Below are 25,445 nucleotides of genomic sequence, written 5' to 3'. Positions count from 1 at the left end.
GGTGGCCGTCGAGCCGGCCTGGGCGCCGCCCGGGTCGCAGTGGGCGCTCATGCCACGGTCACGCCCGCGCGCGGGGCGACGGCGGCGGCCACGCTCAGCCGCACCGTCACCAGGCGGGCCTGTGCGGCGCGCAGGCACATCGCGGTGTCGGCGAACCGGTAGAGCGTCGGGTCGCGCAGCGGCGCCCGGCGTACGACGGTGACCTCGGTGCCCGGCACCAGGCCGAGGTCGACCAGCCGGCGGGCGACGTGCGGCTCGGCGTCGTCGGAGAGCCCCACGACCGTCGCACTCGCTCCGGCCGGCAGCTCCACCAGCGACCGCGTCGTACCAGACAAACCCGACTCCTCATGACGAAGGTAAGGCTCAACTTACTCGCCGTAGTCGGGGAGTGCCCAGGGACCTTGGTCCCGCCACCTCCGGCCGCGAGATGACGTCGACCCGCCCGAAACTTTCGGGCGGGTCAACGTCGGATCAGGCCCGCGGCACGTCCAGCACGACCTCGAACTCCAGGAGATCGGCGCCGGTGGACACCGGGCTGCGGCGCTCGCCGGCGTGCGCCTCGACCGCGTCGCCGTCGCGCCAGGCCTCGAAGGACGCCTCGTCCTCCCACTGGGTGACCACGAAGTAGCGGTCCTCGCCACGCACCGGCCGCAGCAGCTGGAAGCCCAGGAAGCCGGGCGTGCCGTCGACGGTGTGGGCGCGGTTGGCGAAGCGCTTCTCAAGCTCCTCGCGGGCCTGCGGCGGGACGGAGATGGCGTTGATCTTCACGACGGGCATGCTGCGAGCCTAGATCCCATCCTGGGACGTAGAACCCATGGCCGGTACGGCGCCAGCCCGGCCCCCGCGCTGCCGTGGGCGTCGGACAGGGCTGGCCGGCCGAGGGGGTACTCCCTGACGATCGGGCCCCAGATCGGGCCGAACAGGGGCCCGATCGTCAGGGACTACCCCAAAGCTCATTGAGCCTGGGCCCCCGCCTCGGCCATGATCCGGTTGCCGGTGCCGGGCGACGCACAGCGCCGCCACCACAACCGCTCCTTCACTCGCACCGTCGTCCACTGCCGCTCCCGCCGCGGGCAGATCCCCCCCGATAGCCTCGAGCCATGCCCACGCTCGCGGACGTCGTCGACCTGCTGCACGGGTGGTACCCGCCCGCCACCGCCGACTCGTGGGACGCCGTCGGTCTCGTGTACGGCGACCCCGCGGCGCCGGTGCGCAAGGTGCTGTTCGCGGTCGACCCGGTGTTGCCGGTGGCGCAGGAGGCGGCCGCGTGGGGAGCGGACCTGCTGGTCACCCACCACCCGCTGTTCCTCAAGGCCGTCCACGGGTTCCCGGCGACCACCCCCAAGGGACGCACCCTGGCCGCGCTCGCCGGCGCGGGCTGCGCGCTGCTCGCCGCCCACACCAACGCCGACCAGGCGGAGGGCGGCGTCTCCGAGGCGATGGCGCTCGCGCTCGGCCTCACCGACCTCGAGCCGATCCTGCCGGCCCCCGCGGACCCGCTGGACAAGCTCACCGTCTTCGTGCCGGCCGGCGACGCCGACCGGCTGCGTGCGGCGCTCGCCGTCGCCGGCGCCGGCCGGATCGGCGACTACGACCACGCCTCGTTCTCGACCCCCGGCGAGGGCCGGTTCCGGCCGCTCGAGGGCGCGCACCCCACGATCGGCACCGTCGACGAGGTGGAGGTGGTCAGCGAGGTCCGCGTCGAGGTGGTGCTGGCCCGGCACCGGCGCGCCTCGGTGGTGCGCGCGATGCTCGCGGCCCACCCGTACGAGGAGCCGGCGTACGACGTCGTCGAGCTCGGCGACCCGGGGCTCGCGACGACCGGCACCGGGCGGATCGGGTCGGTGCCCACGACCACGCTGGAGGAGTTCGCCGCCGGCGTGGGGGCCGCGCTGCCGGCGACCGCCCAGGGGGTGCGCGTCGCGGGCGACCCGGCGCGCCCGGTGCGCCGGGTGGCGCTGTGCGGCGGGGCCGGCGACTTCCTGCTCGACACGGTCGCCCGCACCGACGCCGACGTGTACGTCACCAGCGACCTGCGGCACCACCCGGCGAGCGAGTTCGTCGAGCGCGACGGGCCCGCGCTGGTCGACGTGGCGCACTGGGCGGCGGAGTGGACCTGGCTCCCGGTCGTCGAGGCACGGCTGCGGCGTGCGCTGGGCCGTCCGGGCGATACGGTGGAGACCCGGGTGAGCACCATCCGGACCGACCCCTGGCAGTTCCGCATCTGAGGAGCACCCCCTGAAAGCCGACCCGTCCGCCCAGCTCAAGCTCCTCGACGTGCAGGCGCTCGACGCCCGAGCCGACCTGCTGCGCCACCAGCGGGCGAGCCTGCCCGAGCTCGCGGAGATCGCGACGCTCCAGGCCAGCCGCACCGATCTCGACAACCGCGCCCGCGACGCCCGGATCACCGTCGATGACCTGACCGTCGAGCAGGAGAAGGTCGACGCGGACGTCGAGGCGGTCAAGACCCGCCGCCGGCGCGACCGCGACCGGATGGACCAGGGCCTGGTCACCAACCCCAAGGACCTCGAGCGGATGGGGCACGAGCTCGAGTCGCTCGAGCGCCGCATCTCCTCGCTCGAGGACGAGGAGCTCGAGGTGATGGCCCGGCTCGAGGACGCCCAGCGCGACCTCGACGAGCTGGTCGCCCGGGTCACCGAGGCCGACCACCGGCTGGCCGAGCTCGCCGCCGCCCGCGACGAGCGGCTGGCCGTGATCGACGCCGAGCTCACCTCGCTGGAGGCCGAGCGGGCGCCCGCGGTCGAGGGTCTCCCGGCCGACCTGCTGGCGCTCTACGGCCGGCTGCGGGAGCAGAAGGGCGGCATCGGCGCTGCGGAGCTGCGCCAGCGGCGCTGCACCGGCTGCCAGCTCGGCATCGACAACGCCGAGATCGCGGTCATCAGGGCCGCCCCGGCCGACGACGTGATCCGCTGCGAGGAGTGCCAGCGGATCCTGGTGCGCACCGCCGAGTCAGGTCTGTGACCGAGCCCGTCACCAGGCCCTCCATCACCAGGGTCGTCATCGAGGCCGACGGCGGTTCGCGCGGCAACCCCGGCCCGGCGGCGTACGGCGCGGTCCTGCGCGACGCCGACACCGGCGCGGTGATCGCCGAGGACGGCACCGCGATCGGGGTGGCGTCCAACAACGTGGCGGAGTACTCCGCGCTGATCGCCGGGCTGCGGCTGGCCGAGCAGTACGCCCCGGACGCCGAGATCGAGGTCCGGATGGACTCCAAGCTCGTGGTCGAGCAGATGTCGGGCCGCTGGAAGATCAAGCACCCCGACATGCGGCCGCTGGCGGCCGAGGCGACCCGGCTGGCGCCGTCCGGCACGACGTACACCTGGGTGCCGCGGGGGCAGAACACGCACGCCGACCGGCTGGTCAACGAGGCGCTCGACGGCAAGCGCAGCGGCGTCACGGTCGCCGCGGAGCTGCAGGAGCCGGACTCGCTGATCGAGGAGGTCGAGTCCCCCCGGGCGCCGGAGGGGGAGCAGCCGGCCTCCATCCAGAGCCAGGCACGCGGCTGGGGTGGCGGTGGCGAGCCGACGACCGTGGTGCTGGTCCGGCACGGAGTCACCCCGCACACGACCGCGAAGCGGTTCTCCGGCGGGCTGGCCAGCGCCAACCCCGGGCTGAGCGACGAGGGCAAGGCGCAGATCCGGGCGGTCGCCGACTGGCTCTCGCCGATCGCCGACCGGGTCGACGCGGTCGTGGCCTCGCCGGTGCGGCGCACACGCGAGTCGGCCGAGATCCTCGCCGACGTCCTCGGCAGGGAGGTCGAGGTCGAGCCGGGCTTCGCCGAGATGGAGTTCGGCGCCTGGGACGGGCTGACCTTCGCCGAGGTGGGGGAGCGGTACCCCGAGGATCTGAAGGCATGGCTGGGGTCGCTCGACGTCGCGCCCGGCGGGGGCGAGTCGTTCCGGGTCGTCCAGGAGCGGGTGCTCGCGGGCCTGGCGCGGCTGCTGGAGGCGCACACCGGCAAGACCGTCGTGGTCGTCAGCCACGTGACCCCGATCAAGACCCTGGTCGCGAACGCCGTCGACGCCTCCCTCGAGGCGGTGTTCCGGATGGAGCTCACCCCGGCGTCGGTGACGGTGATCTCGTACTACGACGACCGGCCGTCGCTGCGGATGTACAACGCGCTGCCGCCGGGCAACGACGTGTTCGCCGCCGACGTCACGAAGTGGTAGTCAGAGCTCGCTGACGACGACGTCGAGGCGGTTGCCGTCCTCCTCGACCACCCAGCCGAGGTCGCGCAGCGCCTCGGCCAGTCGCGCCGGGGTGCGCGGGTCGGCGCCGGCCTCGAGCAGCGCGCGCACGATCCGGCCCTTGGTCGCCTTGTTGAAGTGGCTGACCACCTGGCGCCGGCCGTTCGCCTCGTGCAGCACCCGCACGCTGGCGGTGCGCACGCCCGCCGGCCGCCAGAACGCGACGTACGTGCCGCTGCGCAGGTCCACGAGCAGCCCGCCTCCGACCGCGTCGGTCAGCACGGGCCCGAGCCGCTCGCGCCACACGGCCGCGACCGGGCCGAGGCCGGGCAGCGTCGTGTCGCCGGAGAGCCGGTACGCCGGGATCCGGTCCGCGGTGCGCACCAACCCGAACAGGCTCGAGGTGACCGCGACCCGGGTCGCGGCCCGCCGCCTGGCGGCCGCGGACAGCGTGGCGACGTCCAGGGCGTCGTACAGCACGCCGGTGTAGGTCTGGTCGGCCCGCTGGGTCGGCGCGGTCCGCAGCCGGGCGTTGAGCTCGACCAGGTCGTGCTGCGTGGCGCCCAGTCCCAGCGTCTTCGCGGCCGCCGCCGGGTCGCCGCCGCACAGCTCCTCGAGCGCACCCAGCACCCGCTCGCGCGCCCCGCTCAGCGCCGGGAAGGACAGGCCGTCGGGGTCCAGGGCACGACCCCGCCGCGCGGTGGACTTGCCCTCGCTGGGCGGCAGCAGCATCAACACGGTGGTTATGGTGCCGGTATGCCGAGCAGCCGTGTCGTCCGGGTCCGCTCCGTCCGCGACGGGGTGGCTGCTGCCGCGCTGCGGGACGGCATCGCGCAGATCCAGGCCGACCTCGAGGTCACCGCCGAGTTCCCACCCGAGGTCGAGGAGGCGGCGGCCGCGTCCGCTGCGGCACCCCGGCTGCCGGACCTGGACCGCACCGGCCTGCCGTTCGTCACCATCGACCCCGCCGGGGCGCTCGACCTCGACCAGGCGCTGCACATCGAGCGGGACGGTGACGGCTACGTCGTGCAGTACGCGATCGCCGACGTCGCGGCGTTCGTGACCGCCGGAGACCCGGTCGACGTCGAGGCGAACCGCCGCGGCGAGACGCTCTACGGCGCGGACTCCAAGATCCCGCTGCACCCGCGCAGCATCAGCGAGGACGCGGCGTCGCTGCTGCCGGGCCAGGTCCGCCCCGCCCTGCTGTGGACGATCCGGGTCGACGGCGAGGGCGGACGCACCGACGTACGCGTCGAGCGGGCGCGGGTCCGCTCGGTCGCCCAGCTCTCCTACGACGAGGCGCAGCGCGCGATCGACGCCGGCACCGGCGCCCCGGTGCTGACGCTGCTGAAGGAGGTCGGCGAGCTCCGCCTGGCCCGCGAGGCCGACCGCGGCGGGGTCTCGCTGCCGCTGCCCGAGCAGGAGGTCGACGTCGAGGGGGAGGAGTGGCGGCTGGAGTTCCGCAAGCAGCTCCCCGTGGAGCAGTGGAACGCCCAGATCTCGCTGCTCACCGGCTTCGCGGCCGCCTCGCTGATGGTCTACGCCCGGGTCGGGCTGCTGCGCACGCTCCCGCCGCCGGACCCGCGGGACGTGCAGCGGCTGCACCGCACCGCCCGCGCGCTGCGCATCGACTGGCCCGCCGAGCAGCTCTACCCCGACTTCATCCGCTCGCTGGACCCGTCGATCCCCAGCCACGCCGCGATGGTCAACGCCTCCACCCGACTGCTGCGCGGCAGCGGGTACGTCGCGTTCGACGGCGAGATGCCCGCCGACCCCCAGCACTCCGCGCTGGCCTCGGAGTACGCGCACGTGACCGCGCCGCTGCGCCGCCTCGGCGACCGGTACGCCGGCGAGGTCTGCCTGGCGCTGTGCGCCGGCACCGAGGTGCCGGCGTGGGTGCTCGCCGCGCTCCCGGACCTGCCGAAGACCCTGCAGGCCTCCGGGGCGCGAGCCCGTTCCTACGAGCGGCAGGTGGTCGACCTCGTCGAGGCCGGCGTGCTGCGCTCCCGGGTCGGCGAGGTCTTCGACGGCGTCGTGGTCGACGTGGACGAGAAGGACCCGCGGCGCGGGGTGGTCGTCATCCACGACCCGGACGTCGAGGCGCGACTGGTCGGCGCGGAGCCGCTGCCGCTCGGCACCGACGTGCGGGTCCGGCTCACCACCGCCGACCTCGCCGCCCGGACGGTCGAGTTCACGCTGGAGTGATGGTCGCGTCCTCCGCTGGGGGCATCGGAGTGTCGCTTCCACCAGCCATCCGGGAGGGATTTCTTCTCCTGCGGTCAGGGCACCCAGGCGATCGAACTCGCCCGCCGTGGCTGCCGGGTCACCGGGGTCAACCCGTCAGCACGTCTCTTGGCGCAGATGATCGAGCAGGCGCGGTTCGCCGGCTGCACTGTGGAGGCGCTCCAGGGAAGGCTCGAGGACATCGACGCCGTCGTCGGCGACCGCACCTTCGACCTGGTCTGCGCTCGGTGCAGATAAAGGCTCGGCGCCCAGATCCACGTCATCGCACGTCGCTGACGGCCGATACGGCACGGCGGCACGCCCCAGGACGGTTTGGCTTAGGTGCGTCTGGTGAAGGCCACTTTCCCGTTGGGGAGGATGGTCGTGATGTAGGTGGGGTCGTGGGCTCGGGTGTGGTGGTGGGGGCAGTAGAGGCGGGCGTGGGTGATGTCGGTGGGTCCGCCCGACGCCCAGGACGGGTCGTGGTGGACATGGCAGTGCCCGGGTGGGGCGTCGCAGCCGTGGGCGGTGCAGCCGCGGTCGCGGTGGGCGATGGCGATCCTCTGGGCTTTGGTGTGGAAGCGGCGGGTGCGGCCGAGGTCGAGGATCTCGGAGGTGCCGCTGAGGACGAGGGGGATGATCCCGGCTTCGCAGGCGAGGCGTCGGGCTTCACCGGGGGAGATGACCGCACCGGTGTCCAGGGTGCCGGGTTTGAGCCCTCCGGTGAGGGTGTCGATCGGGATGGTGACCACGACGGTGGCGTTGACGCCGCCGGCGTGGGGGAGCCGGTTGGCCGGGTAGCGCTCGATCCACTCGACCAGCGCCTGCCCCATCCGCTCGGGGGTGGGTTTGCGTTCGCCGAGGTGTCCGTCGACGGTGGCGCGGTGTTTGGGGGCGGCGATGGCGAGGAGCTGTTTGCGGAACATCTGCCCGACCCGGGTGGGGAGGGTGAAGGTGCCGCGCAGGGTGCCGTCCTGGTCTTCGCGCAGGGTGAGTCGGGTGGCCAGGGATGCGGCTCGTTCCTCGGCTTCGAGGAGCTTGGCGTGGTGGGCGTCGGCGGCTTCGGGGTCGATGACGTGCAGGAGGCCTTTGCCGAGGTCGGCCAGGGCTTTGGCGTCGAAGTGGGCGGCTTGGCCGACCAGGTGCTCCTCGGCTTGGCGGGCGAGGTCGGGGTGGACGTGGTCGGGGAGGTCCTCGACGGCCTTGATGATCGCGAGGGCCTGGTCGGGCAACACGTCCCCGGCGGCGAGCGCGGCCTGGACCGGCTGGTGGTGCTCGAGGCCGGCGGCGAGGCGGGTCTTGCGGTGGGACTCACCGCGGGTCATCCGGGTGGTATGGCCCCACCAGTTCGCGACCGAGGTGGCACCGTCCTGCTCGGCCACCCCGACGGTCCCGGCATGCGATGCGACCCGGGCTTCGAGTTCGGCCACCCGGGACGCGACCCGGGTGAGCCGGACCAGGGTGTCGGCGGTCTCGGCGGTGTCCATCGACCACAGCGCGGCGTCGGCAATGTCGTCGAGGGTGGCTTCGAGCTGGGTGACGGCGCGTGAGACCTGGTGTCGTGGGTTGGTCTGTGCGGTCATCGCCACTCCCGAGAGTTTGTGGCGTCAGTCTATCGAACACGTGTTCGAGTGTCAATACCTCGTTTGGGACGACTTCTGAGGTGGCGGCCGGGAAGTCGGCTGCGGACGCCGACTGGAGCGGCTCGGGTCCGCTTTGCTGCCACGGACCGCGACCGCGGCGGACCTGAAGGTCGACGTCGTCGGGCCCGTGGGGGGTGGTTTCGAGGCTCGCTGCGCTCGCACCTCAACCACCGTGGCGTCGGTGGGTTCGAGGCTCGCTGCGCTCGCACCTCAACCACCGTGGTGTTTTCGAGACGGTTGCTGCGCAACCTCCTCAACCACCCGGGGGAGGCAGCGGTCGGGGAGCCGGGCGCGGACGCCGACCGGCAGCAGGGCGTGACAACAGATTGCCGTGCTGGGTCGTCACAGGGGCATGCGAATCGGATCGTGGATGGCCACGCTGGTCCTGGTGGGTGTGGTCGCCGGGTGCTCGGAAGCAGCGGACGACGAGGACCGGACGCCCGTCGCCGGCGAGAGCGCGTCCACGGCGACGCCACCGGAGCCCGCTGGTGCAGCAGCCGAGGCGGTGATCGAGGCCCGTGGCGCGCACGTCTCGAGCTGGTCGGTCGATGGCGACAGGGCCGTCCTCGGCATCTGGGCGCGCGGGTGGGCGGTGCGGAGTCCCGAGGCCCTGGCCGTGCACGCCCGCGACGGCCGCGAGGTGCTCAGCCGGTCGCCGGCCGGCGTGACCACGAGGGTCGTCGCGGACCTGCCGCACGGGTGGCTCGTCGACGTGAGCGACCACGGCGAGGACGGGATCGCCCGGGTCGGGCAGGACGCGACCACCCACCCGCTGGGTGTCTCGGGACCAGAGGTCGCGCCGCGGGCCGGCGACGTGGCCGTGACCGTCGGCAACCGCCTGCTCGTCTACCGACCGGAGGACGACGCGCTCCACGTCGTACCGCCACCTCCGATGCGCCGGTGGACCGGCGCCCTCGTGACCCCGGACGGTGCCCTGCTCGTGGCCGGTGGAGATGCTGGTGCGGCGCGCTGGGCCCGGTTCGACCACGGCCGGTGGAGCCGGGGGAGGTGGCAGACCGGCGTCTCGGTCGCCGCGGTCGGCGACAGCGGTGACCACCTCGCAGTGGCACTCGGTGGCCCGACCGCGAACGGTGTCGACTCGACACCCGTCGCGGGCCTGGTCGTCTCGGACGACGCGGGCCGCACCTGGCGCGCCGTGGACGTCCCGGAGCACCTGGACGAGACCCTCGGCGTCGCCGTGACCGACGACGGGACCGTGTTCGTCTCGACGGGCAGCGGCCCGCTCCTCCGAGTCCCACCGGGTCACGACGCGGTCGTCGTGCGCTCACTGCGGCCGATCACCGTGGCGGCGGTCGGGCACCGGCTCTACGCGTTGGACGCGCCGGGACGTCGCTGGTCGGAGGAGCGGCTTCTGGTCAGCAGCGACCTCGGTCGTTCCTGGGCACGGGCGCGGATCGGCCGCGGAAATGGTGCTGCCTAGGCGCCGCTCGAGCGGCTGACGACGAACGCCACCGAGGAGCCGAGCGTCGCGAGCTCGGGGTAGTCGGTCTCGTCGATGCGGACCTGGGCCCGGGTGCTGAGCTGCTCGACGAACGAGAGGAAGTCGAGGGAGTCGAGCTCGAGCTCGTCACGCAGGGAGGCGTCGTCGGGGAGGCCGTCGATGTCGGCGTCGGGGACGATCGCGGTCAGCGCCGCGGCCACGGCCCGGCGCGCGTCCTGGGGGGTCATAGCTCCTCCGGTTGCTGTAGGTGTCGGTCGATGAGGTCGAGGAACCGAGCGCCGGTGAACCCGTCGGTGACCCGGTGGTCCGCCGAGAGCGTCATGGTGGTGACCGGGCGGGCGCCGACCATCCCGCCGGAGGCCCACGGCCGCTCGACGACCTTGCCGACGCCGAGCAGCGCGACCTGGGGGACGTGGATGACGCCGTACACGGCCTCGACGCCCTGGTCGCCGAGGTTGGTGACGGTGATCGTGGGCTCGGTGAGCTCCCGGCCGCGCAGCCGCCGCCCACGAGCGCGGACGACGAGGTCCTTGAGCCCGGCCATCAGCTCCTCGAGCGACAGCCGGTCGGCGTCCAGGAGCGCGGGGGCCACGAGCCCGCCGCCCCGCAGCGAGATCGCCACGCCGAGGTGCACGCCGGACCCGGGCCGGAACGCGCCGTCGACCCAGAACCCGTTGAGGGCGGGGTGGGCGGCCACGGCGAGCGCGGTCGCCTTGAGCACCAGCGCGGCCGGGACCAGCCGCCGGTCCATCGGCAGGTCGCGGTTGCGCTCGTGCATCCAGGCCAAGGCGCGCGACAGGTCCACGGTGTTGGCCAGGTAGTAGTGCGGCACCTCGCGCTTGGAGCGGCTCATCGCGGCCGCGATCGTGGCCCGCATCGGGTCCACGCCGGGCGCGGCGGCGGGCGGCGGTGCCGGGGCCGGTAGGGCGGGCGCGCCCCGGGTCGCCGCCCGGACGTCCTCGGCCCGGACGGTGGCGCCGTCGGCGGCCCGCACGGCGCCGAGCTCGACGCCCAGCTCCGCGGCCAGCCGCCGTGCGTACGGCGTGACCCGCGCCCGCTCGCCGGCCGGAGCGGCCGGTGCCGGTGCTGCCGGTGCCGGTGCCGGGGCGGCCGCGGCCGCTGCGTGGCGCACGTCCTCGCGGGTGATCTCCCCGCCCTTCCCGCTGCCGGGCACCTGGGCCAGGTCGACCCCCAGCGCCTGCGCGTCGCGGCGGACCAGTGGGGAGTGGACCCGCTCGGCCTGCTGCGGCTGCTGCCTCGGCGGCTGGGGCGCTCGCTTGGCGCGCTTGGCTCGCTTGGCCGGCGCGGCCGGTGGCGCCGGTGGCACCGGAGCGGGCGCGCCGCCCGCCTCGGAGAGCGTGGCCAGCACGGTGCCGACCGGTACGGTCGTGCCGGGCTCGACGAGCAGGGCGTCGACGACGCCGGCGGCGAACGACTCGACCTCGACGGCGGACTTGGAGGTGTCGACCACCGCGAGGATGTCCCCCTTGCGCACCTGGTCGCCGGGGTGCACCAGCCACTCCAGCAACGTGCCCTCGTCCATGTCGGCGCCGAGCGACGGCATCGTGAACTCGGCCATGTCAGCCCTTGGTCCGGTGCGCGGCCGCGACGACGTCCTCCACCTGGGGGAGCGCGGCCTGCTCGAGGTGGCGGGCGTACGGCATCGGCACCTCGGCCGAGCAGACCCGCTCGACCGGCGCGTCGAGGTCGTAGAACGCCTGCTCCTGGATCCGGGCCACGATCTCGGCCGAGAGGCTGCCACTGCGCCAGCCCTCGTCGACGACCACGACGCGGTGGGTGCGACGTACGGACTCGAGGACCGTCGCGTCGTCGAGCGGACGCAGGGTCCGCAGGTCGACGACCTCCGCGGAGAGGCCGTCGGCGTCGAGGGCCTCGGCTGCGTCCAGGGCCCGGCCGAGCATCCCGCCGTAGGCGATCAGCGTGACGTCGGTGCCCGGGCGGCGGACGGCCGCGTGGTCGATGTCGACGGCGCCGGCGTCCTCGGCCAGCTGCCCCTTCATCGTGTAGAGCGAGCCGTGCTCGAAGAGCAGCACGGGGTCCGGGTCGGCGAGCGCGCCAGCCAGCATGCCGCGGGCGTCCTCCAGCGTCGCCGGGGCGACGATGCGCAGCCCGGGGATGTGGGCGTACCAGCCCTCGAGGCTGTGGGAGTGCTGGGCGGCGAGCTGCCGCCCGGCGCCGGTGGTCATCCGGATCACGAGCGGTACGGCGTACTGCCCGCCGGACATGTGCAGCAGCGACGCGGCGTTGTTCATGATCTGGTCGAGCGCGAGCAGGCTGAAGTTGACCGTCATCACCTCGACGATCGGGCGCATCCCCTGGATGGCCGCGCCGATGCCGGCGCCGACGAACGCGGACTCCGAGAGGGGCGTGTCGCGGATCCGATCGGGGCCGAACTCCTCGAGCAGCCCGAGGCTGACCGCGAAGCAGCCGCCGTAGCTGCCGACGTCCTCGCCCATGAGGAACACCCGCTCGTCGGTGCGCAGCGCCTCGCGCAGGCCCTCGCGGAGCGCGTCGCGGTAGGTGGTCTCGACCATGCGGGTCATCGCGGGCCTCCTGCGACCGCGGCGGTGGATCCGTCGGAGTAGACGAAGCGGGTCAGGTCCGTGACCGGCTCGTCGGGCTCGCCGGCGGCCTGGTCGACGGCCGCGGTGATCCGGGCCATGACCTCCTCGTCCATCCGGGCCAGGGTCTCGTCGGTGAGCCGGCCGTCGGCACGCAGCCGCTGGCCGAGCAGCTCGATCGGGTCGCGCTCGCGCCAGTGGGCGATCTCGTCCTTGGCGCGGTAGCGGTCGGGGTCGTACATCGAGTGGGCGCGGAACCGGTAGGTCTGGAGCTCCAGGAACACCGGGCCGCCGCCGCCGCGGATCTCCGCGACCGCCTGCTCGGCGGCCTCCGCGACCGCGACCGCGTCCATGCCGTCGACCGGCCACGCGGCCGCGCCGTACGACGCCGCCCGCAGGGCCAGCTCGGTGCGGCCGTGCTCCTTGCTGATCGCGGTCCCCATCGCGTAGCGGTTGTTCTCGCAGCAGAACAGCACCGGCAGCCGCCACAGCACCGCGAGGTTGAGGCTCTCGTGGAACTCGCCCTCGGCCATCGCGCCGTCGCCGAAGAAGCAGGCGGTGACCCCGGGCCGGTGCTGCAGCGCGTCGCCGAGCGCGAGCCCGACGGCCAGCGGCAGGCCGCCGCCGACCACCGCGTTGCCGCCGACGAACCGCAGGGAGCGGTCGAACAGGTGCATCGAGCCGCCGCGGCCGCGGCTGCATCCGGTCACCTTGCCGAACATCTCGGCCATCAGCGCCTCGGGCTCGGCGCCACGGGCGAGCGCGTGCCCGTGCTCGCGGTACGTCGAGACCACGGAGTCGTCCTCGCCCAGGGCGCTGCACACGCCCGCGGCCACGGCCTCCTCGCCGACGTACAGGTGCAGGAAGCCGCGGATCTGCCCGCCGCTGTACAGCTCGGCGCACCGCTCCTCGAAGCGGCGCACCAGCAGCATCGTCGCCAGCAGGTCGAGCGGGTCGGTGGTCACGGGACCCGCTCCATCGTCGACACGTCGCCCTCCGGGAGGCCGAGCGCGCGGGCCTTCAGCACCCGCCGCATCACCTTGCCGCTGCTGTTGTGCGGCAGGTGCTCGTCGAACAGGATCTCCTTCGGGGCCAGGCCGCCGAGCCGGCGGCGGGCGAACGCGACCAGGTCGAGGCGCAGCGCCTCGTCGGCGTCGAGGCCGGCGCGGACCGTGACGTAGGCGCGGACCAGCTCACCGGCCAGCTCGTCGGGCATGCCGATCACGCCGGCCTCGACGACCGCCGGGTGCTCGAGCAGCGCGGACTCGACCTCGAAGGGCCCGATCAGGTGGCCGGCGGACTTGATCACGTCGTCGGCGCGGCCCACGAACCACAGGTAGCCGTCGGCGTCGAGGCTGGCCAGGTCGCCGCTGAGGTACCAGCCGTCGGCGAAGCACGCCCGGTAGCGCTCCTCGTCGTCGAGGTAGGTGCGGAACATCGACGGCCAGCCGGCGCGCACCGCGAGCTCCCCGGACTCCCCGACGCCCGCGGGCGTCACCTTGCCGTCCTCGACGCGGGCCCGCCCGTTGTCGCCGAGCGCGAGCGTCGTCACCTGGACGCCGGGCATCGGGCGGCCCATCGACCCGGGCCGGATCGGCATGCCGGGGTAGTTGCTGACCATGATCGCGCCGGTCTCCGTCTGCCACCAGTTGTCGTGGATCGGCAGGCCGAGGGCCTCCTGGCCCCACCGGACGACCTCGGGGTTGAGCGCCTCGCCGACGCTCGCGACGTGCCGCAGCGTGCTCAGGTCGTGGCTGCGCGGCAGGTCGGCGCCGTAGCGCATCAGCATCCGCAGCGCGGTCGGTGCGGTGTACCAGACCGTGACGTGCTGGTCGGCGAGGATCCGGTACCACGCGGCCGCCTCGAACTCGCCGGCGTAGCTGACCAACGTCGCTCCGATCGTGAGCGGCGCGACGATGCCGTACGACGTGCCGGTCACCCAGCCGGGATCGGCGGTGCACCAGAACACGTCGCCGGGGTGCAGGTCGAGCGCGAGCCCGGCGGTCACCCGGTGGGCGACCACCGCGTCGTGGACGTGCACCGCGCCCTTGGGCAGCCCCGTCGTGCCGCTGGTGAAGTGCAGCAGCGCCGGGTCGGAGGGCTCGGTCGCGGCGACGTCGTACTCCGTCGGCTGCTCGGCCATCGCCTCGTCGAACCCGATCAGCCGCTCGTCGGCCCCCTCGTCGGCGCCGTCGTGCCGGCCGATCAGCACGATGTGCTGGAGGTAGGGCAGCTCGGCGAGCTGCGGCGCGATCTTGCGGCGGTACAGCGACTCGGTGGTGACCAGCACCGACGCGCGGCTGCGCAGCAGCCGCTCGCGGATCGGGTCGGGGCCGAAGGAGGAGAACAGGGGCGAGAAGACCGCGCCCGCCTTGAGCGTGCCGAGGCACACGACGTACTGCTCGTGCTGGCGGCCGAGCAGCGAGACCACGGACTCGCCGCGGCGCACGCCCAGGGAGCCGAGCAGGTGCGCGAACCGGCTGGTCTCCTGGCGGAGCTGGGCGAAGGTGACGGCGGTCATCGAGCCGTCGGCGGCGACGCAGCGGATCGCGACCTGGTCGCCGCGGCCCTCGTCCACGTGCCGGTCGACGGCCTCGTGGGCGATGTTGAGGCCGTGCCCGCCGGGGAGCCCGGCGAGCGCCTCGCGGGCGTGGTCCCAGGTGAATCCGTGGACCAGTTCTCGGTAGTCGGGTGCCGTCGGTTGTGCCGGGTCGAGCTCGGGTCGGGTGCTCGCCATCGCCACCGACCTCCTTCGGTCGTCTCCCGCCAGTCTGTAGAGCCTGATGCGGCGATACGGAAGAGGCGAAGGTCCCCGCGGGCCGGGCGATCGGCCCGACCGATCCGGTCGGTGGCCCCTGGTCCGTCGCCAGGCGGCGGCGCACCGTGGAGACGGGATCGGAGCGAGGAGGGACCACATGTTCCGGGACCGCGCCGAGGCCGGACGGCGGCTTGCGGAGGTCGTGCTCGCGCGTCACCGAGACGACGACCTGGTGGTGCTCGGGCTGCCGCGTGGCGGGGTGCCGGTGGCCGCCGAGGTCGCCCGTGCGGTGGGAGCGCCCCTCGACGTGATCGTGGTCCGCAAGCTCGGCCTGCCGCAGCAGCCCGAGGTCGCGATGGGGGCGATCGGAGAAGGCGGTGTCGAGGTGCTCGACGCCGACCTGGCCCTGCGGGCCGGCGTGAGCGCGGCCGCCCTCGCGTCGGTCGGGGGCCGGGAGCGGGCGGCCCTGCGCGAGCGCGTGGCGAGGCTGCGCGCGGAGCGGGACCCGGCCGACCTGCGCGGCCGGGTGGCGGTCGTCGTCGACGACGGCGTCGCCACCGGGAGCACCGCCCGGGTCGCCTGCCAGGTCGCGCGGGCCCGCGGGGCCGCCCGGGTCGTCGTCGCCGTCCCGGTCGCGGCGCCGGACGTCACCGCGTCCGGTCTGGGCGCCGACGAGCTGCTGTGCGTGGAGACCCCGTCGCGGTTCGGCGCCGTCGGCGCGCACTACCGGCGCTTCGACCCCACCTCAGACGACGAGGTGCGTGACCTCCTGACGGCCGGCCACGGCGGACCACGGCCGACACGGGGGACAGGGAGGACGCGGAGGACACCGTGATGGCGGAGCAGTACGCAGAGGTCCGCGAGACCCACTCCGGCGTGGTCGTGCTGCTCGGCGACCTCGCCTACAAGCTGAAGCGGCCGGTGCGGCTCGGCTTCCTGGACTTCACCACGCTCGAGGCGCGGCGCCAGGTGTGTGCCCGCGAGGTCGAGCTCAACCGGCAGTTCTCCCCGGACGTCTACCTCGGTCTCGGCGGGCTCCGCACCCCCGACGGCACCGAGGAACCGGTGGTGGTGATGCGCCGGATGCCCGACGACCGGCGGCTCGCACACCTCGTCGCGGGCCGGGAGTCGGTGCCGGACCTCGCGGCCCACGTGCGCGCGATCGCCCGCCGGGTGGCGGCGTTCCACGGGCGGGCCCGGCGCGGGCCGGAGGTGGACGCCGAGGGCACCCGGGACGCGATCCGGGGCCGGTGGGACGCCAGCTTCGCGCAGGTCCACGGGCAGGGGGCCGACCTGATCGGGTCGCCGCTCCTCGACGAGGTCGAGACCCGGGTGCACACGTTCCTCGCGGGCCGGGAGCCGCTGTTCGACGACCGGGTGCGGCGCGGACGGGTGGTGGACGGGCACGCGGACCTGCTCGCCGACGACATCTTCTGCCTCGACGACGGTCCGCGGATCCTGGACTGCCTGGAGTTCGACGACCGGCTGCGGTACGTCGACGGGCTCGACGACATCGCGTTCCTGGCCATGGACCTCGAGTGGCTGGGCGCGCCGGAGCTCGCCGAGCTGCTCTGCTCGACGTACCTCGAGCTCGCCGACGACCCGGCGCCGCAGGCCCTGCTGGAGCACTTCGTCGCCTACCGGGCGTTCGTGCGGGCGAAGGTCAGCTGCCTGCGCGGGGCGTCGCTGCACGGCTCGGCGGCCCACCAGGCCGCCGGCTTCACCGAGCTCGCGGCGCGCCACCTGCGGGCGGGGACGGTGCGCCTGGTGCTGGTCGGCGGACCGCCGGGGACCGGCAAGACCACGCTCGCCGGCGACCTCGCCGACCGGCTCGGGTGCACGGTGCTCAGCAGCGACCGGGTGCGCAAGGAGCTGGCCGGCGTCCCCGCCGAGGCGTCCGCCCGGGCGCCGGTGGGCCAGGGCATCTACGACCCGACGCATACGCGGGCGACGTACGACGAGCTGCTGCGCCGCGCCGGCGCCCTGCTCGCGATGGGGGAGTCGGTGATCCTCGACGCGTCGTGGTCGGACGCCGAGGACCGGGCGCGGGCGGCCGCGGTCGCCGTCATGACCAGCTCCGCGCTGGTGTGCCTGCGCTGCCTGCTCGACGAGCAGCGCGCGGCGGCGCGGATCCTCGCGCGGACGGGGATCTCGGACGCCGACGAGGCGATCGCGGCCGCCGTCCGGCACCGCGAGGCGCCCTGGCCCGAGAGCACCGCAGTCGACACCGGGCGGTCCCGTGAGGAGTGCGTGGACCTCGCGGCCGCCGCGGTGACAGGGGCCTGATCGTCCCGCCGGAGCGCTGCCGGAGGCCCTGGGAACGGGGGCAGAAGGCCCCGGGACCCTGGGTCGTGGTGCTCTGTCTGGCCCCCGGCGGTCCGAGCGACCGTGGTGTGGACAGGGCTGGAGGTGTCCACGATGTTCCTCGACCGGATCGACGGCGGCCGTCGTCTTGCTGCCCTGGTGTCGCACCTGGCGGGCACCGACGTGGTCGTGCTCGGGCTGCCCCGCGGCGGGGTCCCGGTGGCGGCGGAGGTCGCGCACGAGCTGCGCGCCCCGCTGGACGTGATCGTCGTGCGCAAGCCTGGCCTGCCCGGCGAGCCCGAGCTCGAGGCCGACGAACGCGCGATGCTGCGCGACCGCGCCACCCAGCTGCGCCGCGGCCGTGCCCCGCTGGACCTGTCCGGCCGGGTCGCCCTGATCGTCGACGACGGGATCGCCACCGGCGCCACCGCCGCGGCCGCCTGCCAGGTGGCCCGCGAGGTGGGGGCGGCGTACGTCGTGGTCGCGACGCCGGTCATCGCGCCCGGCATCAACGCGCGCGCGCTGGGCGCCGACGAGGTCGTGTACGTCGAGATGCCCGCGGAGTTCACCACGGTCGCCGACCACTACCAGGACTTCCGGACCACCACCGACGAGCAGGTCATCCGGCTGCTCGACGTGGGCCGCGAGTACGGCTCGGACCCCGGTGGCCGGACGGTCCGCATCCCGACGGGCGGCGCGATCCTGGCCGGCACGCTGCGTGTGCCCGACGAGCCGCGCGGCGTGGTGGTCTTCGCCCACGGCGCCGGCAGCAGCCGGCATAACCCCCGCAACGTGCACGTGGCGCGCCGGCTCTCGCGCGCCGGGTTCGCCACCCTCCTCCTGGACCTGCTGACCCCGGCCGAGGAGTCCTCGTGCGCCCGGGTGTTCGACGTCGAGGAGCTGGCCGGGCGCCTCAGCGCCGCGACCCGCTGGCTCACGGGCCTCCCGGGGCTCGGCGGGCTCCCGATCGGCTACTTCGGCGCCAGCACCGGTGCCGCGGCCGCCCTGCGCTCGGCCGCCGACCTCGATGGGCTGGTCAGCGCCGTCGTGTCCCGCGGCGGTCGCCCCGACCTGGCCGGCGACGCCCTGGGCCGGGTGGGCGCACCGACCCTGCTGGTCGTCGGCGGGGCGGACCCGACCGTCCTCGACCTCAGCCGCTGGGCCGCCGCCCGGATGCACAGCCCGACCCGGGTCGCCGTGGTCTCCGGGGCCACGCACCTGTTCTCGGAGCCGAACTCGCTGGAGCGGGTCTGCGAGCTCGCGAACGACTGGTTCGCCTCGCACCTCGTCTCCGCGCCGGCCGCGCTGAGCGCGACCAGCTGATCAGTCTCGGTCCCAGGGCGCGGTCTCGCCGAGCTTGTCGTAGTACTTCGCCAGGTAGCTCTTGACCCGGTCGATGTCCCTCTCCGGCAGGTCGACGCCGCCGCGGGAGCCCTGCATAGCGTTGCCTGCCGCCATCACTCCACGGGGCACGGCCTTCAGCCGACCGTCGACGACGTCCGCGATCAGCAGCTTGTAGGCGGTGAAGTTGTCCTTGTTCTCGGCGTCGTACCAGACGTGCGCGTCGCGGTACTTCTCGTTCGGGCCCTCCTCGGCCCCGGCCCACTCGCGCACCCGCTTCTCGGCGGCGGCGCCGTCCCACTCGCGGTCGCGGTCCGCGAGGGGCAGGTCCTGGAAGCTCGTCACGGCCATGGGTGTCTCCTCCTCGTCGTCCTGCCTTGGATCTGGTCGGTCTCGCGACCGGTACCCAACCGGGCGCGGGAAGAACGGTGAGGGTGCGGACGGGCTGGCCTGTAGGCCGGGTTCTGTCCCCGGCGAGCCGGGGGGCGACCATCCATCTACGGGTGCCGTTGCCGACACCCTCCAGCGGTCTACCCGCGCACTCGGGCGGGCCGCCCTCGAACGTGCGCGCATCCCGTGCAAGCACGGGACTTCTTGACCTTGCTCCAAGTGGGGTTTGCCGAGCCGGCCGGGTCGCCCCGGTCGCTGGTGGTCTCTTACGCCACCGTTTCACCCTTACCCCTCCTCGCCGGAGCGGGGAGAGGCGGTCTGTTCTCTGTGGCACTGTCCCGCGGGTCACCCCGGGTGGGTGTTACCCACCACTCTGCCCTGTGGAGCCCGGACCTTCCTCGGGGAGTTGCCTCCACGCGGTCGCCCGGCCAGCCTGTCCGCGGCTCAAGGATAGCGGCGAACACGCTCCTGTGCGTCGGCGTACGTCGTCGCTGCCGGCACGACCACGCCGTCAGCGCCGGCCTCGACGTACGCCGGCGCCCGCACGACGGTCGCGGGCACCGTGTCGTCCTCGTGGCACCAGTACGTGTCGACGCGGGCGTTGCCGAACACGTCCGGGGTGAGGTCCTTGACCGCAGCGACCTTGGCGGCCGGCAGCAGGAGGGGCAGCCGGGCGTGGTGGAGTGCGGGGAACGACCTGCGTGGATTGAACACCGTCGCGGGGACGATCCGGCAGGGTTGAGCCGGCCGCTAGCCTGTCCCGGTGCTTCCCGAGGGCTACGAGATCAGGCCACTGAAGACCACCGATGCGGAAGCGTTCGCAGCGGCATACCGAGACAATCGGGAGCACCTCGCGCCGTGGGACCCGGTGCGGCCCGAGAGCTTCTTCACCGTCGAGGCGCAGGCCGCCGAGATCGACAAGCAGCTGGCCGACCTCGAGCGCGGCAAGCGGCACACCTACGTGCTCTGGCACGGCGACGTGGTGGCGGGCCGGATCGCCATCGACAACATCGTGCGCGGGGTGCTCCAGAGCGCGACCATCGGCTACTGGGTCGCCCACGACCACACCCGCCGCGGGCTGGGCACCGCACTGGTCGAGCACGCGGCCACGGAGGCGCGCGGGCTCGGCCTGCACCGCCTCGAGGCCGGCACGCGGCTGCCCAACGAGCCGTCACAAGCCGTGCTCCGCAAGGCCGGGTTCCAGCAGTACGGCGTGGCCGAGCGGTTCTTGTTCATCGCGGGGGAGTGGACCGACCACGTGCTGTTCCAGCGCATCCTGCACGACGACCCCCCGGGGAATCCACCGCCCCCGGCGAGCGTTGGAGAGGCGTGAACGACTTCGACCAGCAGATGGACCTTCAGGCGCCGCCGGTCGTCTTCCCGGGTCAGACCGGCCCGGAGTCGGCGTACCGCACTGCCTTCGACCTCCTCGCCCGCCGGGCGCCCCGCGAGGCGCTCGAGGTCATCGAGCCTGCGCTGGCCGACGAGCCCGGCAACAGCGGGTTGCGGATGCTGCGCGCCTGGGCGTTCCTGATGCGTGCTCAGCTGCAGCGGGCCGAGGCCGAGCTCGGCGACCTGGTCGAGGAGAACCCCGCCGACGACTGGGTGCGGCACGCGCTCGGGCGGTGCCTGGAGCGGCAGAGCCGGTACGCCGAGGCGCTGCCGCACCTGCGGCTCGCCGCGACGATGAGCGGCGACCCCGAGCACGAGGTCGCGGTGCTGCGCGTCGAGCGGCGGCTCGCCGAGACCGGTGAGACGTCGTTCGACCGGCTGGTCTGAGGCGACGCCCGACCCCCGGCCCTCAAGGCAGCGTCAGCACCTCGGCGCCGGTGGGGGTGACGAGCAGCGTGTGCTCGAACTGCGCGCTGCGGCGCCGGTCGCGGGTGAGCACCGTCCAGCCGTCGTCGGCCATGTCCCACTCGTGGGTGCCGAGGTTCAGCATCGGCTCGATCGTGAACGTCATCCCGGCCTCGATCACCGTGTCGTAGGCCGGGTCGTCGTAGTGCGGCACGACGAGCCCGCTGTGGAAGGCGGTGCCGATGCCGTGGCCGGTGAACTCGCGGACCACGCCGTAGCCGAAGCGGGCGGCGTATGACTCGATCACCCGCCCGATCACGTTGATCCGCCGCCCCGGCCGCACCGCCTTGATGCCGCGGGCCAGCGCCTCGCGGGTGCGCTCGACCAGCAGCCGTGACTCCTCGCCGACGTCGCCGGCGAGGAACGTGGCGTTGGTGTCGCCGTGGACGCCGTCGAGGTACGCCGTCACGTCGATGTTGACGATGTCCCCGTCCTCGACCACGCGGTCGCCCGGGATGCCGTGGCAGACGACCTCGTTGACGCTGGTGCACAGCGACTTGGTGAACCCGCGGTAGCCGAGCGTCGAGGGGTAGGCGCCGTGGTCGCAGAGGAACTCGTGGCCGACCAGGTCGAGCTCGTCGGTGGTCACCCCCGGTGCGACGTGCGAGCCGACCAGGTCGCGGGTCTGGGCGGCGAGCCGGCAGGCGACCCGCATCCGCTCGACGGTCTCGGCGTCCTTGACCTCGCTGCCGGTGAACCGGGCGGGGGCGTCCTTGCCGACGTACTCGGGCCGGGGGATCGATGCGGGCACGGCGCGGAGCGGGGGAGTCACCCGGCGAGTGTAGTTTCGACCGACATGAGCCAGTTCTGGTACTGCGTGCGCCACAAGCGGGTCGAGGACGAGACCAACCTGTGCCCGCCGATCGACCGTCTCGGGCCCTACGCCTCTCGTGAGGAGGCCGAGCACGCCCTGGAGGCCGCCGAGCGGCGCAACGAGGAGTGGGACAAGGACCCGGTCTGGAACGACGACGTCGACGAGTGAGGCCCGCGTGATGACCAAGCCGGGGCGCCGACCGCGCGGACGCCCCGACGTGTCGCCGTGGCCGTTCGTCGGGATGGCCGGGATGGCGTGCGCGTTCTTCCTGTACGCCGCGAGCGGGCTGGTCGCGCCCTGGTGGGCGGTGGTGGTGCTGCTGCTCGTGTGGGTGGCGCTGTTCGTCGTGGCCTGCGCCTGGTGGTCGCTGCACCCGCGCTGGGTGCCCGGTCTGGCGGTGTTCGCGGTGGTGCTCTGGTTCGCGAGCGTGACCGCGGGTGGCGCGCTGCTCGGGTGGAACGGGTAGGAGCGTCTACGGCACCAGCCGGACGTGCGCGCTGACGAGCGGGTGGTCGCTGGCGGCGGTGACCAGCCAGGAGCGGTCGACGAGCGGCGCGGAGAACTCGACGTACCGGTTGCCGAAGATCCAGTCGATCCCCGCGGGCGGCGGGAGGCACGGTCCACCCACGGGGTTGGAGCCGCCGAGGAACGACTGCATGACACCGATCTCCGTGAACGGGCAGAAGAACTCGGCCCGGTCGTTCATGTCACCGGTCAGGAACACGGGGGCCTGCAGCTCCTCGGTGAGCCGGCTGGTGACCCGGCGCTCGATGAAGGTGGCCCGGCGGCGCCAGGCCGACGCGTCGCCGTGGCTGTCGGCCGGGTTGTGGACGTTCATCACGTAGATCACCCGGCCGGTCGGCCGCGACCGCAGCGCCACGATCGGCATCTTGCGCATCCGGCCGTGGAAGTAGGGCACGCGGGCCGACCAGCCCTCGACGAACGCGAACCGGTCGGTCCGCCAGGCGACGGAGTTGTCGGTGTTCCGGGTGTACGTCGAGTACACCCCCCACTCCTTGCCGACCCGCGCGACGAACCGGTCGCGCTGCGAGCGCTGGAACTCCTGCAGCCCGACCACGTCGGCGGAGGCCCGTCGCAGCGCCTTGATCGCCCGGGGCAGGCGCACCTCGGACCGGTCGAAGCCGTGGTGGCGGTGGCGGCCGTCGGTGTGGCTGGCGCCCAGGACGTTGAACGACGCGATCACGAACTCGTCGGGCCCGTCGGGCCCGCCGGGCTCGTCGGTGCCGGCCGAGGCCGGCGAGGAGGGACCGAGGAGCGTCCCGAGGGCGAGCGTGACGGCGAGCAGGGTGGCGCGGAGCATGTCGGGAAGTTCGACCCGTGCGCCCGGCTCCTGATGACCCGAAGGGGTGATTTTCGGCCGAGTGGCTCAGTCGAGCGGGCGCACCCGCAGCCGGGTGATCCGGTGCCGGTCGACCGAGGCGACGACCAGCTCCCGGTCGCCCACCACGACCACGTCGCCACGCACGGCGAGCCGGCCAAGACGGTGGACGACGTAGCCGGCGGCGGTCTCGTACGGGCCGTCCTCGAGCTCCACCCCGGTGCGCTCGGTGAACTCCTCGATGGTGAGCCCGGCGTCGATCTCGCCGGCCACCTCGGGTGCGGCCCGGTCGTACTCGTCGTGGATCTCGCCGACCAGCTCCTCGACGAGGTCCTCGAGGGTGACGATGCCGTCGGTCCCGCCGTACTCGTCGACGACGACCGCGATGTGGCTGCCCTCGGCCCGCATCCGGGTCAGCGAGGGCAGCACCCGGTTGGTGGCCGGCAGGTGCAGGATCTCGCGGGTGAGCGTGCGCACCGGCGCCGCCGGGTCGGCGCCGAGCAGGTCGCGCACGTGCAGGAACCCGCGTACGTCGTCGAGACCGGACCCGATCACCGGGAACCGTGAGTAGGGGCTGGTGCGGGCCGTGACGATCGCGTCCGCGACCCGGAGCCCGGCGCTCATGAACGTGACGTCGCCGCGGGGACGCATCACCTCGCTCAGCGACCGGTCGCCGGCGTCGAAGACGTCTGTGAGGATCCGGCGCTCGTCCTCCTCGAGGCCCTCGTGCCGGTCGACCAGGAACCGCAGCTCCTCCTCGCTGAGCTCCTCGGCGGCCGCGCCTGGGTCGCCCCCGAACAGCCGGACGACCGCGTTCGTGGACACGGAGAGCAGCCACACCACGGGTCGCATCGCGGTCGCGAACCGGTCGAGCGGGGCCCCGACGAGGTAGGCCACGCCGGCGGCCCGCTGCAGCGCCAGCCGCTTGGGGACCAGCTCGCTGAACACCAGCGAGAGGTAGGCGATGAAGAGGGTCAGCAGCACCAGCGCGACCGTGTCGGCCGCGTCCTCGCCGAGGCCGGCGTGCTCCAGCACCGGCGCGAAGTCGGGCGCGAGCGTGGACGCGCCGTACGCCGCGGAGAAGAAGCCGGCCAGGGTGACGCCGATCTGCACCGCGGCGAGGAAGCGGTTGGGGTCCCGCGCGACCGAGGCGACCCGCTCGCCGCGCGCGCCGCGGGAGGCGAGGGTGTTGATCTGCCCCTCGCGCAGCGAGACCAGGGCGATCTCGGTCCCGGCGAACACCCCGCCCACCAGGATGAACAGCACGACCAGGGCGAGGTTGATCAGGGTCTGGGCGTCCACCGGGTGGTCGTCACCGCTCTCTGGTCGTGCTCAGCGTGTGCTCAGCGTCTAGGTCGGACAACGAGGATCGCGTCCCGGCCGTTCCCGTTGTCCGTGGTGACGTAGGCGACCGAGCCGGGCCCGTCGACCACGGTGCGGATCCGGCCGAACGTCCGCAGCGCGGCGGGCACGCGCACCTTCTCCAGCTTGCCGGTCGAGGACAGCTGGAGGAACAGCACCCGCTCGGCCTTGAGCGCGGCGACGGCGAAGCTGCCGTTGTAGGCCCCCCACCGCTCGCCGTAGACGAACCCGCCGCCCGAGGTGGCCAGGGTCGGGTTGCCCGAGCGCCAGACCGCGGCGCGTTGACGGCCCGGCAGCGACTGGTCGGTCATCGGCACGGACTCGTTGTAGCCCGGCACCGGGTTGTAGCCGTAGTCGCCGCCCCGGCGCAGCCGGTTGACCTCGTCGTCGCGGTAGGTGCCCTGCTCGACCGACCACAGGGTCCCGTCGCTGCGCTGGTCGAGCCCCTGGACGTTGCGGTGGCCGTAGGTGTGCACGTAGCGGCTCCTGCGGTTGTTGGAGCCGATGAACGGGTTGTCCTCGCAGGGCTTGCCGGTCTCGGCGAGCAGGCACAGCGTCTTGCCGCCCAGCGACTTCTTGTTCTCGGGGTTGGTGCCGGTCGCGGCGTCACCGGTGCCGACGTACAGCCGGGGCCCGACGGCGAGCAGCCGGCAGCCGCCGTGGCGGCCGCTGGTGGCGGGCAGCCCGCCGAGCAGCTTCGTGCTGCCCGTGACCCTGCGGAGGCTGTCGCTCAACGTCCAGCGCATCACGCGTACGTCGTGGCCGCGGCTGGTGGTGCCGCCCTGGCAGGTGTAGAAGCGGTGGTTGGTCGCGAACGACGGGTCCACCTCCAGCCCCATCAGGCCGGTCTCACCCGAGACCCACACCGAGCCGCTCGGGAAGTCCCGCACCTTGCGGGCGCGGCCGTCGGCCCAGATCGACACGGTCGCCCGGTCGCGCTGGGTGAAGATCAGCCGCCCGTCGCCGATCGGGCGGACGTCCCACGGGTGGTCGAGGCCGGTCACGAGCCGGGCGACCCTCAGGTCGGGGACGTCCTGGCGGGCGATCACCCCCTGCTGGGTGTCGGGGCCCTGGGTGTCGAGACTCTGCGCGTGGGCGGCAGGCGTGAGCAGGCTGAGGGCCAGGGTGGCCAGGACTCCGAGAATGACCGAGCGCATGGGGA

The 25,445-nt window shown here is 73.8% G+C and carries 28 protein-coding genes and 1 other RNA gene; 13 read left to right on the top strand and 16 right to left on the bottom strand.

Going from position 1 to position 25,445, the window contains the following annotated elements; genetic code table 11:
- Positions 1-47 precede the first annotated feature (47 nt).
- Positions 48-335 carry a FeoA family protein gene (locus QQZ14_RS06110; protein ID WP_284533336.1) on the bottom strand — a complete coding sequence of 96 codons (288 nt, stop codon included), beginning with the start codon at positions 333-335 and terminating at the stop codon, positions 48-50.
- Positions 336-471: 136 nt separating this feature from the next.
- A complete protein-coding gene (locus QQZ14_RS06105; RefSeq protein ID WP_284533335.1) occupies positions 472-777 on the bottom strand; it encodes an antibiotic biosynthesis monooxygenase family protein in 306 nt (101 codons plus the stop codon).
- Between the two features lie 323 nt (positions 778-1,100).
- On the opposite strand from QQZ14_RS06105, the gene QQZ14_RS06100 reads away from it, so the two are divergent.
- Genes QQZ14_RS06100 through QQZ14_RS06090 form a run of 3 tightly spaced genes read left to right on the top strand, consistent with a single transcriptional unit; the run spans position 1,101 to position 4,190 of the window.
- Positions 1,101-2,228 carry a Nif3-like dinuclear metal center hexameric protein gene (locus QQZ14_RS06100; RefSeq protein WP_284533334.1) on the top strand — a complete coding sequence of 376 codons (1,128 nt, stop codon included), beginning with the start codon at positions 1,101-1,103 and terminating at the stop codon, positions 2,226-2,228.
- 49 nt (positions 2,229-2,277) lie between these two features.
- Complete coding sequence (locus QQZ14_RS06095; protein WP_284533333.1) at positions 2,278-2,982, top strand: zinc ribbon domain-containing protein; 705 nt, start codon at positions 2,278-2,280, stop codon at positions 2,980-2,982.
- Positions 2,979-4,190: a bifunctional RNase H/acid phosphatase gene (locus QQZ14_RS06090; RefSeq protein ID WP_284533332.1), complete on the top strand. Its 1,212-nt coding sequence runs from the start codon at positions 2,979-2,981 to the stop codon at positions 4,188-4,190. The genes QQZ14_RS06095 and QQZ14_RS06090 overlap by 4 nt, the downstream gene beginning before the upstream one ends.
- Here the strand turns inward: QQZ14_RS06090 and yaaA are convergent, their stop codons facing one another.
- The gene (yaaA, locus tag QQZ14_RS06085; protein WP_284533368.1) at positions 4,191-4,940 is read right to left on the bottom strand and encodes a peroxide stress protein YaaA; all 750 of its coding nucleotides are present in this window, start codon (positions 4,938-4,940) and stop codon (positions 4,191-4,193) included.
- Positions 4,941-4,964: 24 nt separating this feature from the next.
- Here yaaA and QQZ14_RS06080 point away from each other — a divergent pair, with 24 nt between their 5' ends.
- Positions 4,965-6,413: an RNB domain-containing ribonuclease gene (locus tag QQZ14_RS06080; RefSeq protein WP_284533331.1), complete on the top strand. Its 1,449-nt coding sequence runs from the start codon at positions 4,965-4,967 to the stop codon at positions 6,411-6,413.
- Positions 6,414-6,428: 15 nt separating this feature from the next.
- Entirely contained in the window at positions 6,429-6,689 is a 261-nt protein-coding gene (locus QQZ14_RS06075; protein ID WP_284533367.1) for a class I SAM-dependent methyltransferase, read from the top strand.
- An 80-nt stretch (positions 6,690-6,769) separates the two neighbouring features.
- Here QQZ14_RS06075 and QQZ14_RS06070 read toward each other — a convergent pair whose 3' ends face one another.
- Positions 6,770-8,014, bottom strand: a complete 1,245-nt coding sequence (locus QQZ14_RS06070) for an HNH endonuclease signature motif containing protein (protein ID WP_284533330.1) — start codon at positions 8,012-8,014, stop codon at positions 6,770-6,772.
- A gap of 430 nt (positions 8,015-8,444) precedes the next feature.
- On the opposite strand from QQZ14_RS06070, the gene QQZ14_RS06065 reads away from it, so the two are divergent.
- Entirely contained in the window at positions 8,445-9,515 is a 1,071-nt protein-coding gene (locus QQZ14_RS06065) for a hypothetical protein (RefSeq protein WP_284533329.1), read from the top strand.
- Here the strand turns inward: QQZ14_RS06065 and QQZ14_RS06060 are convergent.
- The 5 genes from QQZ14_RS06060 to acsA are packed head-to-tail and all read right to left on the bottom strand — an operon-like array spanning position 9,512 to position 14,855.
- Positions 9,512-9,763, bottom strand: coding sequence for an acyl carrier protein (locus QQZ14_RS06060; RefSeq protein ID WP_284533328.1), 252 nt, complete (start codon positions 9,761-9,763; stop codon positions 9,512-9,514). The two genes, QQZ14_RS06065 and QQZ14_RS06060, sit on opposite strands and share 4 nt — an antisense overlap.
- A complete protein-coding gene (locus tag QQZ14_RS06055) occupies positions 9,760-11,115 on the bottom strand; it encodes a dihydrolipoamide acetyltransferase family protein (protein WP_284533327.1) in 1,356 nt (451 codons plus the stop codon). The genes QQZ14_RS06060 and QQZ14_RS06055 overlap by 4 nt, the downstream gene beginning before the upstream one ends.
- 1 nt (position 11,116) lies before the next feature.
- Complete coding sequence (locus QQZ14_RS06050; protein WP_284533326.1) at positions 11,117-12,100, bottom strand: alpha-ketoacid dehydrogenase subunit beta; 984 nt, start codon at positions 12,098-12,100, stop codon at positions 11,117-11,119.
- The gene (gene pdhA, locus QQZ14_RS06045) at positions 12,097-13,083 is read right to left on the bottom strand and encodes a pyruvate dehydrogenase (acetyl-transferring) E1 component subunit alpha (RefSeq protein WP_284533325.1); all 987 of its coding nucleotides are present in this window, start codon (positions 13,081-13,083) and stop codon (positions 12,097-12,099) included. Before pdhA ends, QQZ14_RS06050 begins: the two co-directional genes overlap by 4 nt.
- Positions 13,080-14,855 (bottom strand): acetate--CoA ligase, encoded by a 1,776-nt coding sequence (gene acsA / locus QQZ14_RS06040; RefSeq protein ID WP_284533324.1) that lies wholly within the window; start codon positions 14,853-14,855, stop codon positions 13,080-13,082. The genes pdhA and acsA overlap by 4 nt, the downstream gene beginning before the upstream one ends.
- 178 nt (positions 14,856-15,033) lie before the next feature.
- Between acsA and QQZ14_RS06035 the strand changes: the two genes are divergently transcribed.
- From QQZ14_RS06035 to QQZ14_RS06025, 3 genes are all read left to right on the top strand, one after another.
- Positions 15,034-15,711 carry a phosphoribosyltransferase gene (locus QQZ14_RS06035; protein ID WP_284533323.1) on the top strand — a complete coding sequence of 226 codons (678 nt, stop codon included), beginning with the start codon at positions 15,034-15,036 and terminating at the stop codon, positions 15,709-15,711.
- Complete coding sequence (locus QQZ14_RS06030; RefSeq protein WP_284533322.1) at positions 15,711-17,162, top strand: bifunctional aminoglycoside phosphotransferase/ATP-binding protein; 1,452 nt, start codon at positions 15,711-15,713, stop codon at positions 17,160-17,162. Before QQZ14_RS06035 ends, QQZ14_RS06030 begins: the two co-directional genes overlap by 1 nt.
- 132 nt (positions 17,163-17,294) lie before the next feature.
- Positions 17,295-18,503, top strand: a complete 1,209-nt coding sequence (locus QQZ14_RS06025; RefSeq protein ID WP_284533321.1) for a phosphoribosyltransferase family protein — start codon at positions 17,295-17,297, stop codon at positions 18,501-18,503.
- On the opposite strand, the gene QQZ14_RS06020 is transcribed toward QQZ14_RS06025, so the two are convergent.
- From QQZ14_RS06020 to QQZ14_RS06010, 3 genes are all read right to left on the bottom strand, one after another.
- Positions 18,504-18,872: a hypothetical protein gene (locus QQZ14_RS06020; RefSeq protein ID WP_284533320.1), complete on the bottom strand. Its 369-nt coding sequence runs from the start codon at positions 18,870-18,872 to the stop codon at positions 18,504-18,506.
- Between the two features lie 86 nt (positions 18,873-18,958).
- An RNA gene (gene rnpB / locus QQZ14_RS06015) (RNase P RNA component class A) lies at positions 18,959-19,347 on the bottom strand.
- An 8-nt stretch (positions 19,348-19,355) separates the two neighbouring features.
- The gene (locus QQZ14_RS06010; RefSeq protein ID WP_284533319.1) at positions 19,356-19,625 is read right to left on the bottom strand and encodes an isocitrate lyase/phosphoenolpyruvate mutase family protein; all 270 of its coding nucleotides are present in this window, start codon (positions 19,623-19,625) and stop codon (positions 19,356-19,358) included.
- Between the two features lie 49 nt (positions 19,626-19,674).
- Here QQZ14_RS06010 and QQZ14_RS06005 point away from each other — a divergent pair, with 49 nt between their 5' ends.
- Positions 19,675-20,244, top strand: coding sequence for a GNAT family N-acetyltransferase (locus QQZ14_RS06005; protein ID WP_284533318.1), 570 nt, complete (start codon positions 19,675-19,677; stop codon positions 20,242-20,244).
- Positions 20,241-20,690: a tetratricopeptide repeat protein gene (locus tag QQZ14_RS06000; RefSeq protein WP_284533317.1), complete on the top strand. Its 450-nt coding sequence runs from the start codon at positions 20,241-20,243 to the stop codon at positions 20,688-20,690. Before QQZ14_RS06005 ends, QQZ14_RS06000 begins: the two co-directional genes overlap by 4 nt.
- 22 nt (positions 20,691-20,712) lie before the next feature.
- Here the strand turns inward: QQZ14_RS06000 and map are convergent, their stop codons facing one another.
- A complete protein-coding gene (gene map, locus QQZ14_RS05995) occupies positions 20,713-21,540 on the bottom strand; it encodes a type I methionyl aminopeptidase (protein WP_284533316.1) in 828 nt (275 codons plus the stop codon).
- 24 nt (positions 21,541-21,564) lie between these two features.
- Between map and QQZ14_RS05990 the strand changes: the two genes are divergently transcribed.
- Positions 21,565-21,750, top strand: a complete 186-nt coding sequence (locus tag QQZ14_RS05990; RefSeq protein ID WP_284533315.1) for an SPOR domain-containing protein — start codon at positions 21,565-21,567, stop codon at positions 21,748-21,750.
- Positions 21,751-21,760: 10 nt separating this feature from the next.
- Positions 21,761-22,048 (top strand): hypothetical protein, encoded by a 288-nt coding sequence (locus tag QQZ14_RS05985; RefSeq protein ID WP_284533314.1) that lies wholly within the window; start codon positions 21,761-21,763, stop codon positions 22,046-22,048.
- Between the two features lie 6 nt (positions 22,049-22,054).
- Here QQZ14_RS05985 and QQZ14_RS05980 read toward each other — a convergent pair whose 3' ends face one another.
- From QQZ14_RS05980 to QQZ14_RS05970, 3 genes are all read right to left on the bottom strand, one after another.
- Positions 22,055-22,903 (bottom strand): endonuclease/exonuclease/phosphatase family protein, encoded by an 849-nt coding sequence (locus tag QQZ14_RS05980; protein WP_284533313.1) that lies wholly within the window; start codon positions 22,901-22,903, stop codon positions 22,055-22,057.
- A 66-nt stretch (positions 22,904-22,969) separates the two neighbouring features.
- Entirely contained in the window at positions 22,970-24,223 is a 1,254-nt protein-coding gene (locus QQZ14_RS05975; protein ID WP_284533312.1) for a hemolysin family protein, read from the bottom strand.
- A 41-nt stretch (positions 24,224-24,264) separates the two neighbouring features.
- Entirely contained in the window at positions 24,265-25,440 is a 1,176-nt protein-coding gene (locus tag QQZ14_RS05970) for a PQQ-dependent sugar dehydrogenase (RefSeq protein WP_284533311.1), read from the bottom strand.
- Positions 25,441-25,445: the final 5 nt, after the last annotated feature.

It is taken from the genome of Nocardioides sp. T2.26MG-1, assembly GCF_950101795.1.
Lineage (GTDB): Bacteria > Actinomycetota > Actinomycetes > Propionibacteriales > Nocardioidaceae > Nocardioides.
The sequence above is the reverse complement of the archived record's forward strand: the minus strand, read 5'-3'. Positions and strand labels throughout refer to the sequence as shown.

What these genes read in the sequence shown, in the direction of transcription:
- QQZ14_RS06105 (WP_284533335.1), bottom strand. Translation starts at nt 777, where the DNA reads ATGCCCGTCGTGAAGATCAACGCCATCTCCGTCCCGCCGCAGGCCCGC.
- QQZ14_RS06100 (WP_284533334.1), top strand. Translation starts at nt 1,101, where the DNA reads ATGCCCACGCTCGCGGACGTCGTCGACCTGCTGCACGGGTGGTACCCG.
- yaaA (WP_284533368.1), bottom strand. Translation starts at nt 4,940, where the DNA reads ATGCTGCTGCCGCCCAGCGAGGGCAAGTCCACCGCGCGGCGGGGTCGT.
- QQZ14_RS06080 (WP_284533331.1), top strand. Translation starts at nt 4,965, where the DNA reads ATGCCGAGCAGCCGTGTCGTCCGGGTCCGCTCCGTCCGCGACGGGGTG.
- QQZ14_RS06070 (WP_284533330.1), bottom strand. Translation starts at nt 8,014, where the DNA reads ATGACCGCACAGACCAACCCACGACACCAGGTCTCACGCGCCGTCACC.
- QQZ14_RS06065 (WP_284533329.1), top strand. Translation starts at nt 8,445, where the DNA reads ATGGCCACGCTGGTCCTGGTGGGTGTGGTCGCCGGGTGCTCGGAAGCA.
- QQZ14_RS06060 (WP_284533328.1), bottom strand. Translation starts at nt 9,763, where the DNA reads ATGACCCCCCAGGACGCGCGCCGGGCCGTGGCCGCGGCGCTGACCGCG.
- QQZ14_RS06055 (WP_284533327.1), bottom strand. Translation starts at nt 11,115, where the DNA reads ATGGCCGAGTTCACGATGCCGTCGCTCGGCGCCGACATGGACGAGGGC.
- QQZ14_RS06050 (WP_284533326.1), bottom strand. Translation starts at nt 12,100, where the DNA reads ATGACCCGCATGGTCGAGACCACCTACCGCGACGCGCTCCGCGAGGGC.
- acsA (WP_284533324.1), bottom strand. Translation starts at nt 14,855, where the DNA reads ATGGCGAGCACCCGACCCGAGCTCGACCCGGCACAACCGACGGCACCC.
- QQZ14_RS06035 (WP_284533323.1), top strand. Translation starts at nt 15,034, where the DNA reads ATGTTCCGGGACCGCGCCGAGGCCGGACGGCGGCTTGCGGAGGTCGTG.
- QQZ14_RS06030 (WP_284533322.1), top strand. Translation starts at nt 15,711, where the DNA reads ATGGCGGAGCAGTACGCAGAGGTCCGCGAGACCCACTCCGGCGTGGTC.
- QQZ14_RS06025 (WP_284533321.1), top strand. Translation starts at nt 17,295, where the DNA reads ATGTTCCTCGACCGGATCGACGGCGGCCGTCGTCTTGCTGCCCTGGTG.
- QQZ14_RS06020 (WP_284533320.1), bottom strand. Translation starts at nt 18,872, where the DNA reads ATGGCCGTGACGAGCTTCCAGGACCTGCCCCTCGCGGACCGCGACCGC.
- QQZ14_RS05990 (WP_284533315.1), top strand. Translation starts at nt 21,565, where the DNA reads ATGAGCCAGTTCTGGTACTGCGTGCGCCACAAGCGGGTCGAGGACGAG.
- QQZ14_RS05985 (WP_284533314.1), top strand. Translation starts at nt 21,761, where the DNA reads ATGACCAAGCCGGGGCGCCGACCGCGCGGACGCCCCGACGTGTCGCCG.
- QQZ14_RS05980 (WP_284533313.1), bottom strand. Translation starts at nt 22,903, where the DNA reads ATGCTCCGCGCCACCCTGCTCGCCGTCACGCTCGCCCTCGGGACGCTC.
- QQZ14_RS05970 (WP_284533311.1), bottom strand. Translation starts at nt 25,440, where the DNA reads ATGCGCTCGGTCATTCTCGGAGTCCTGGCCACCCTGGCCCTCAGCCTG.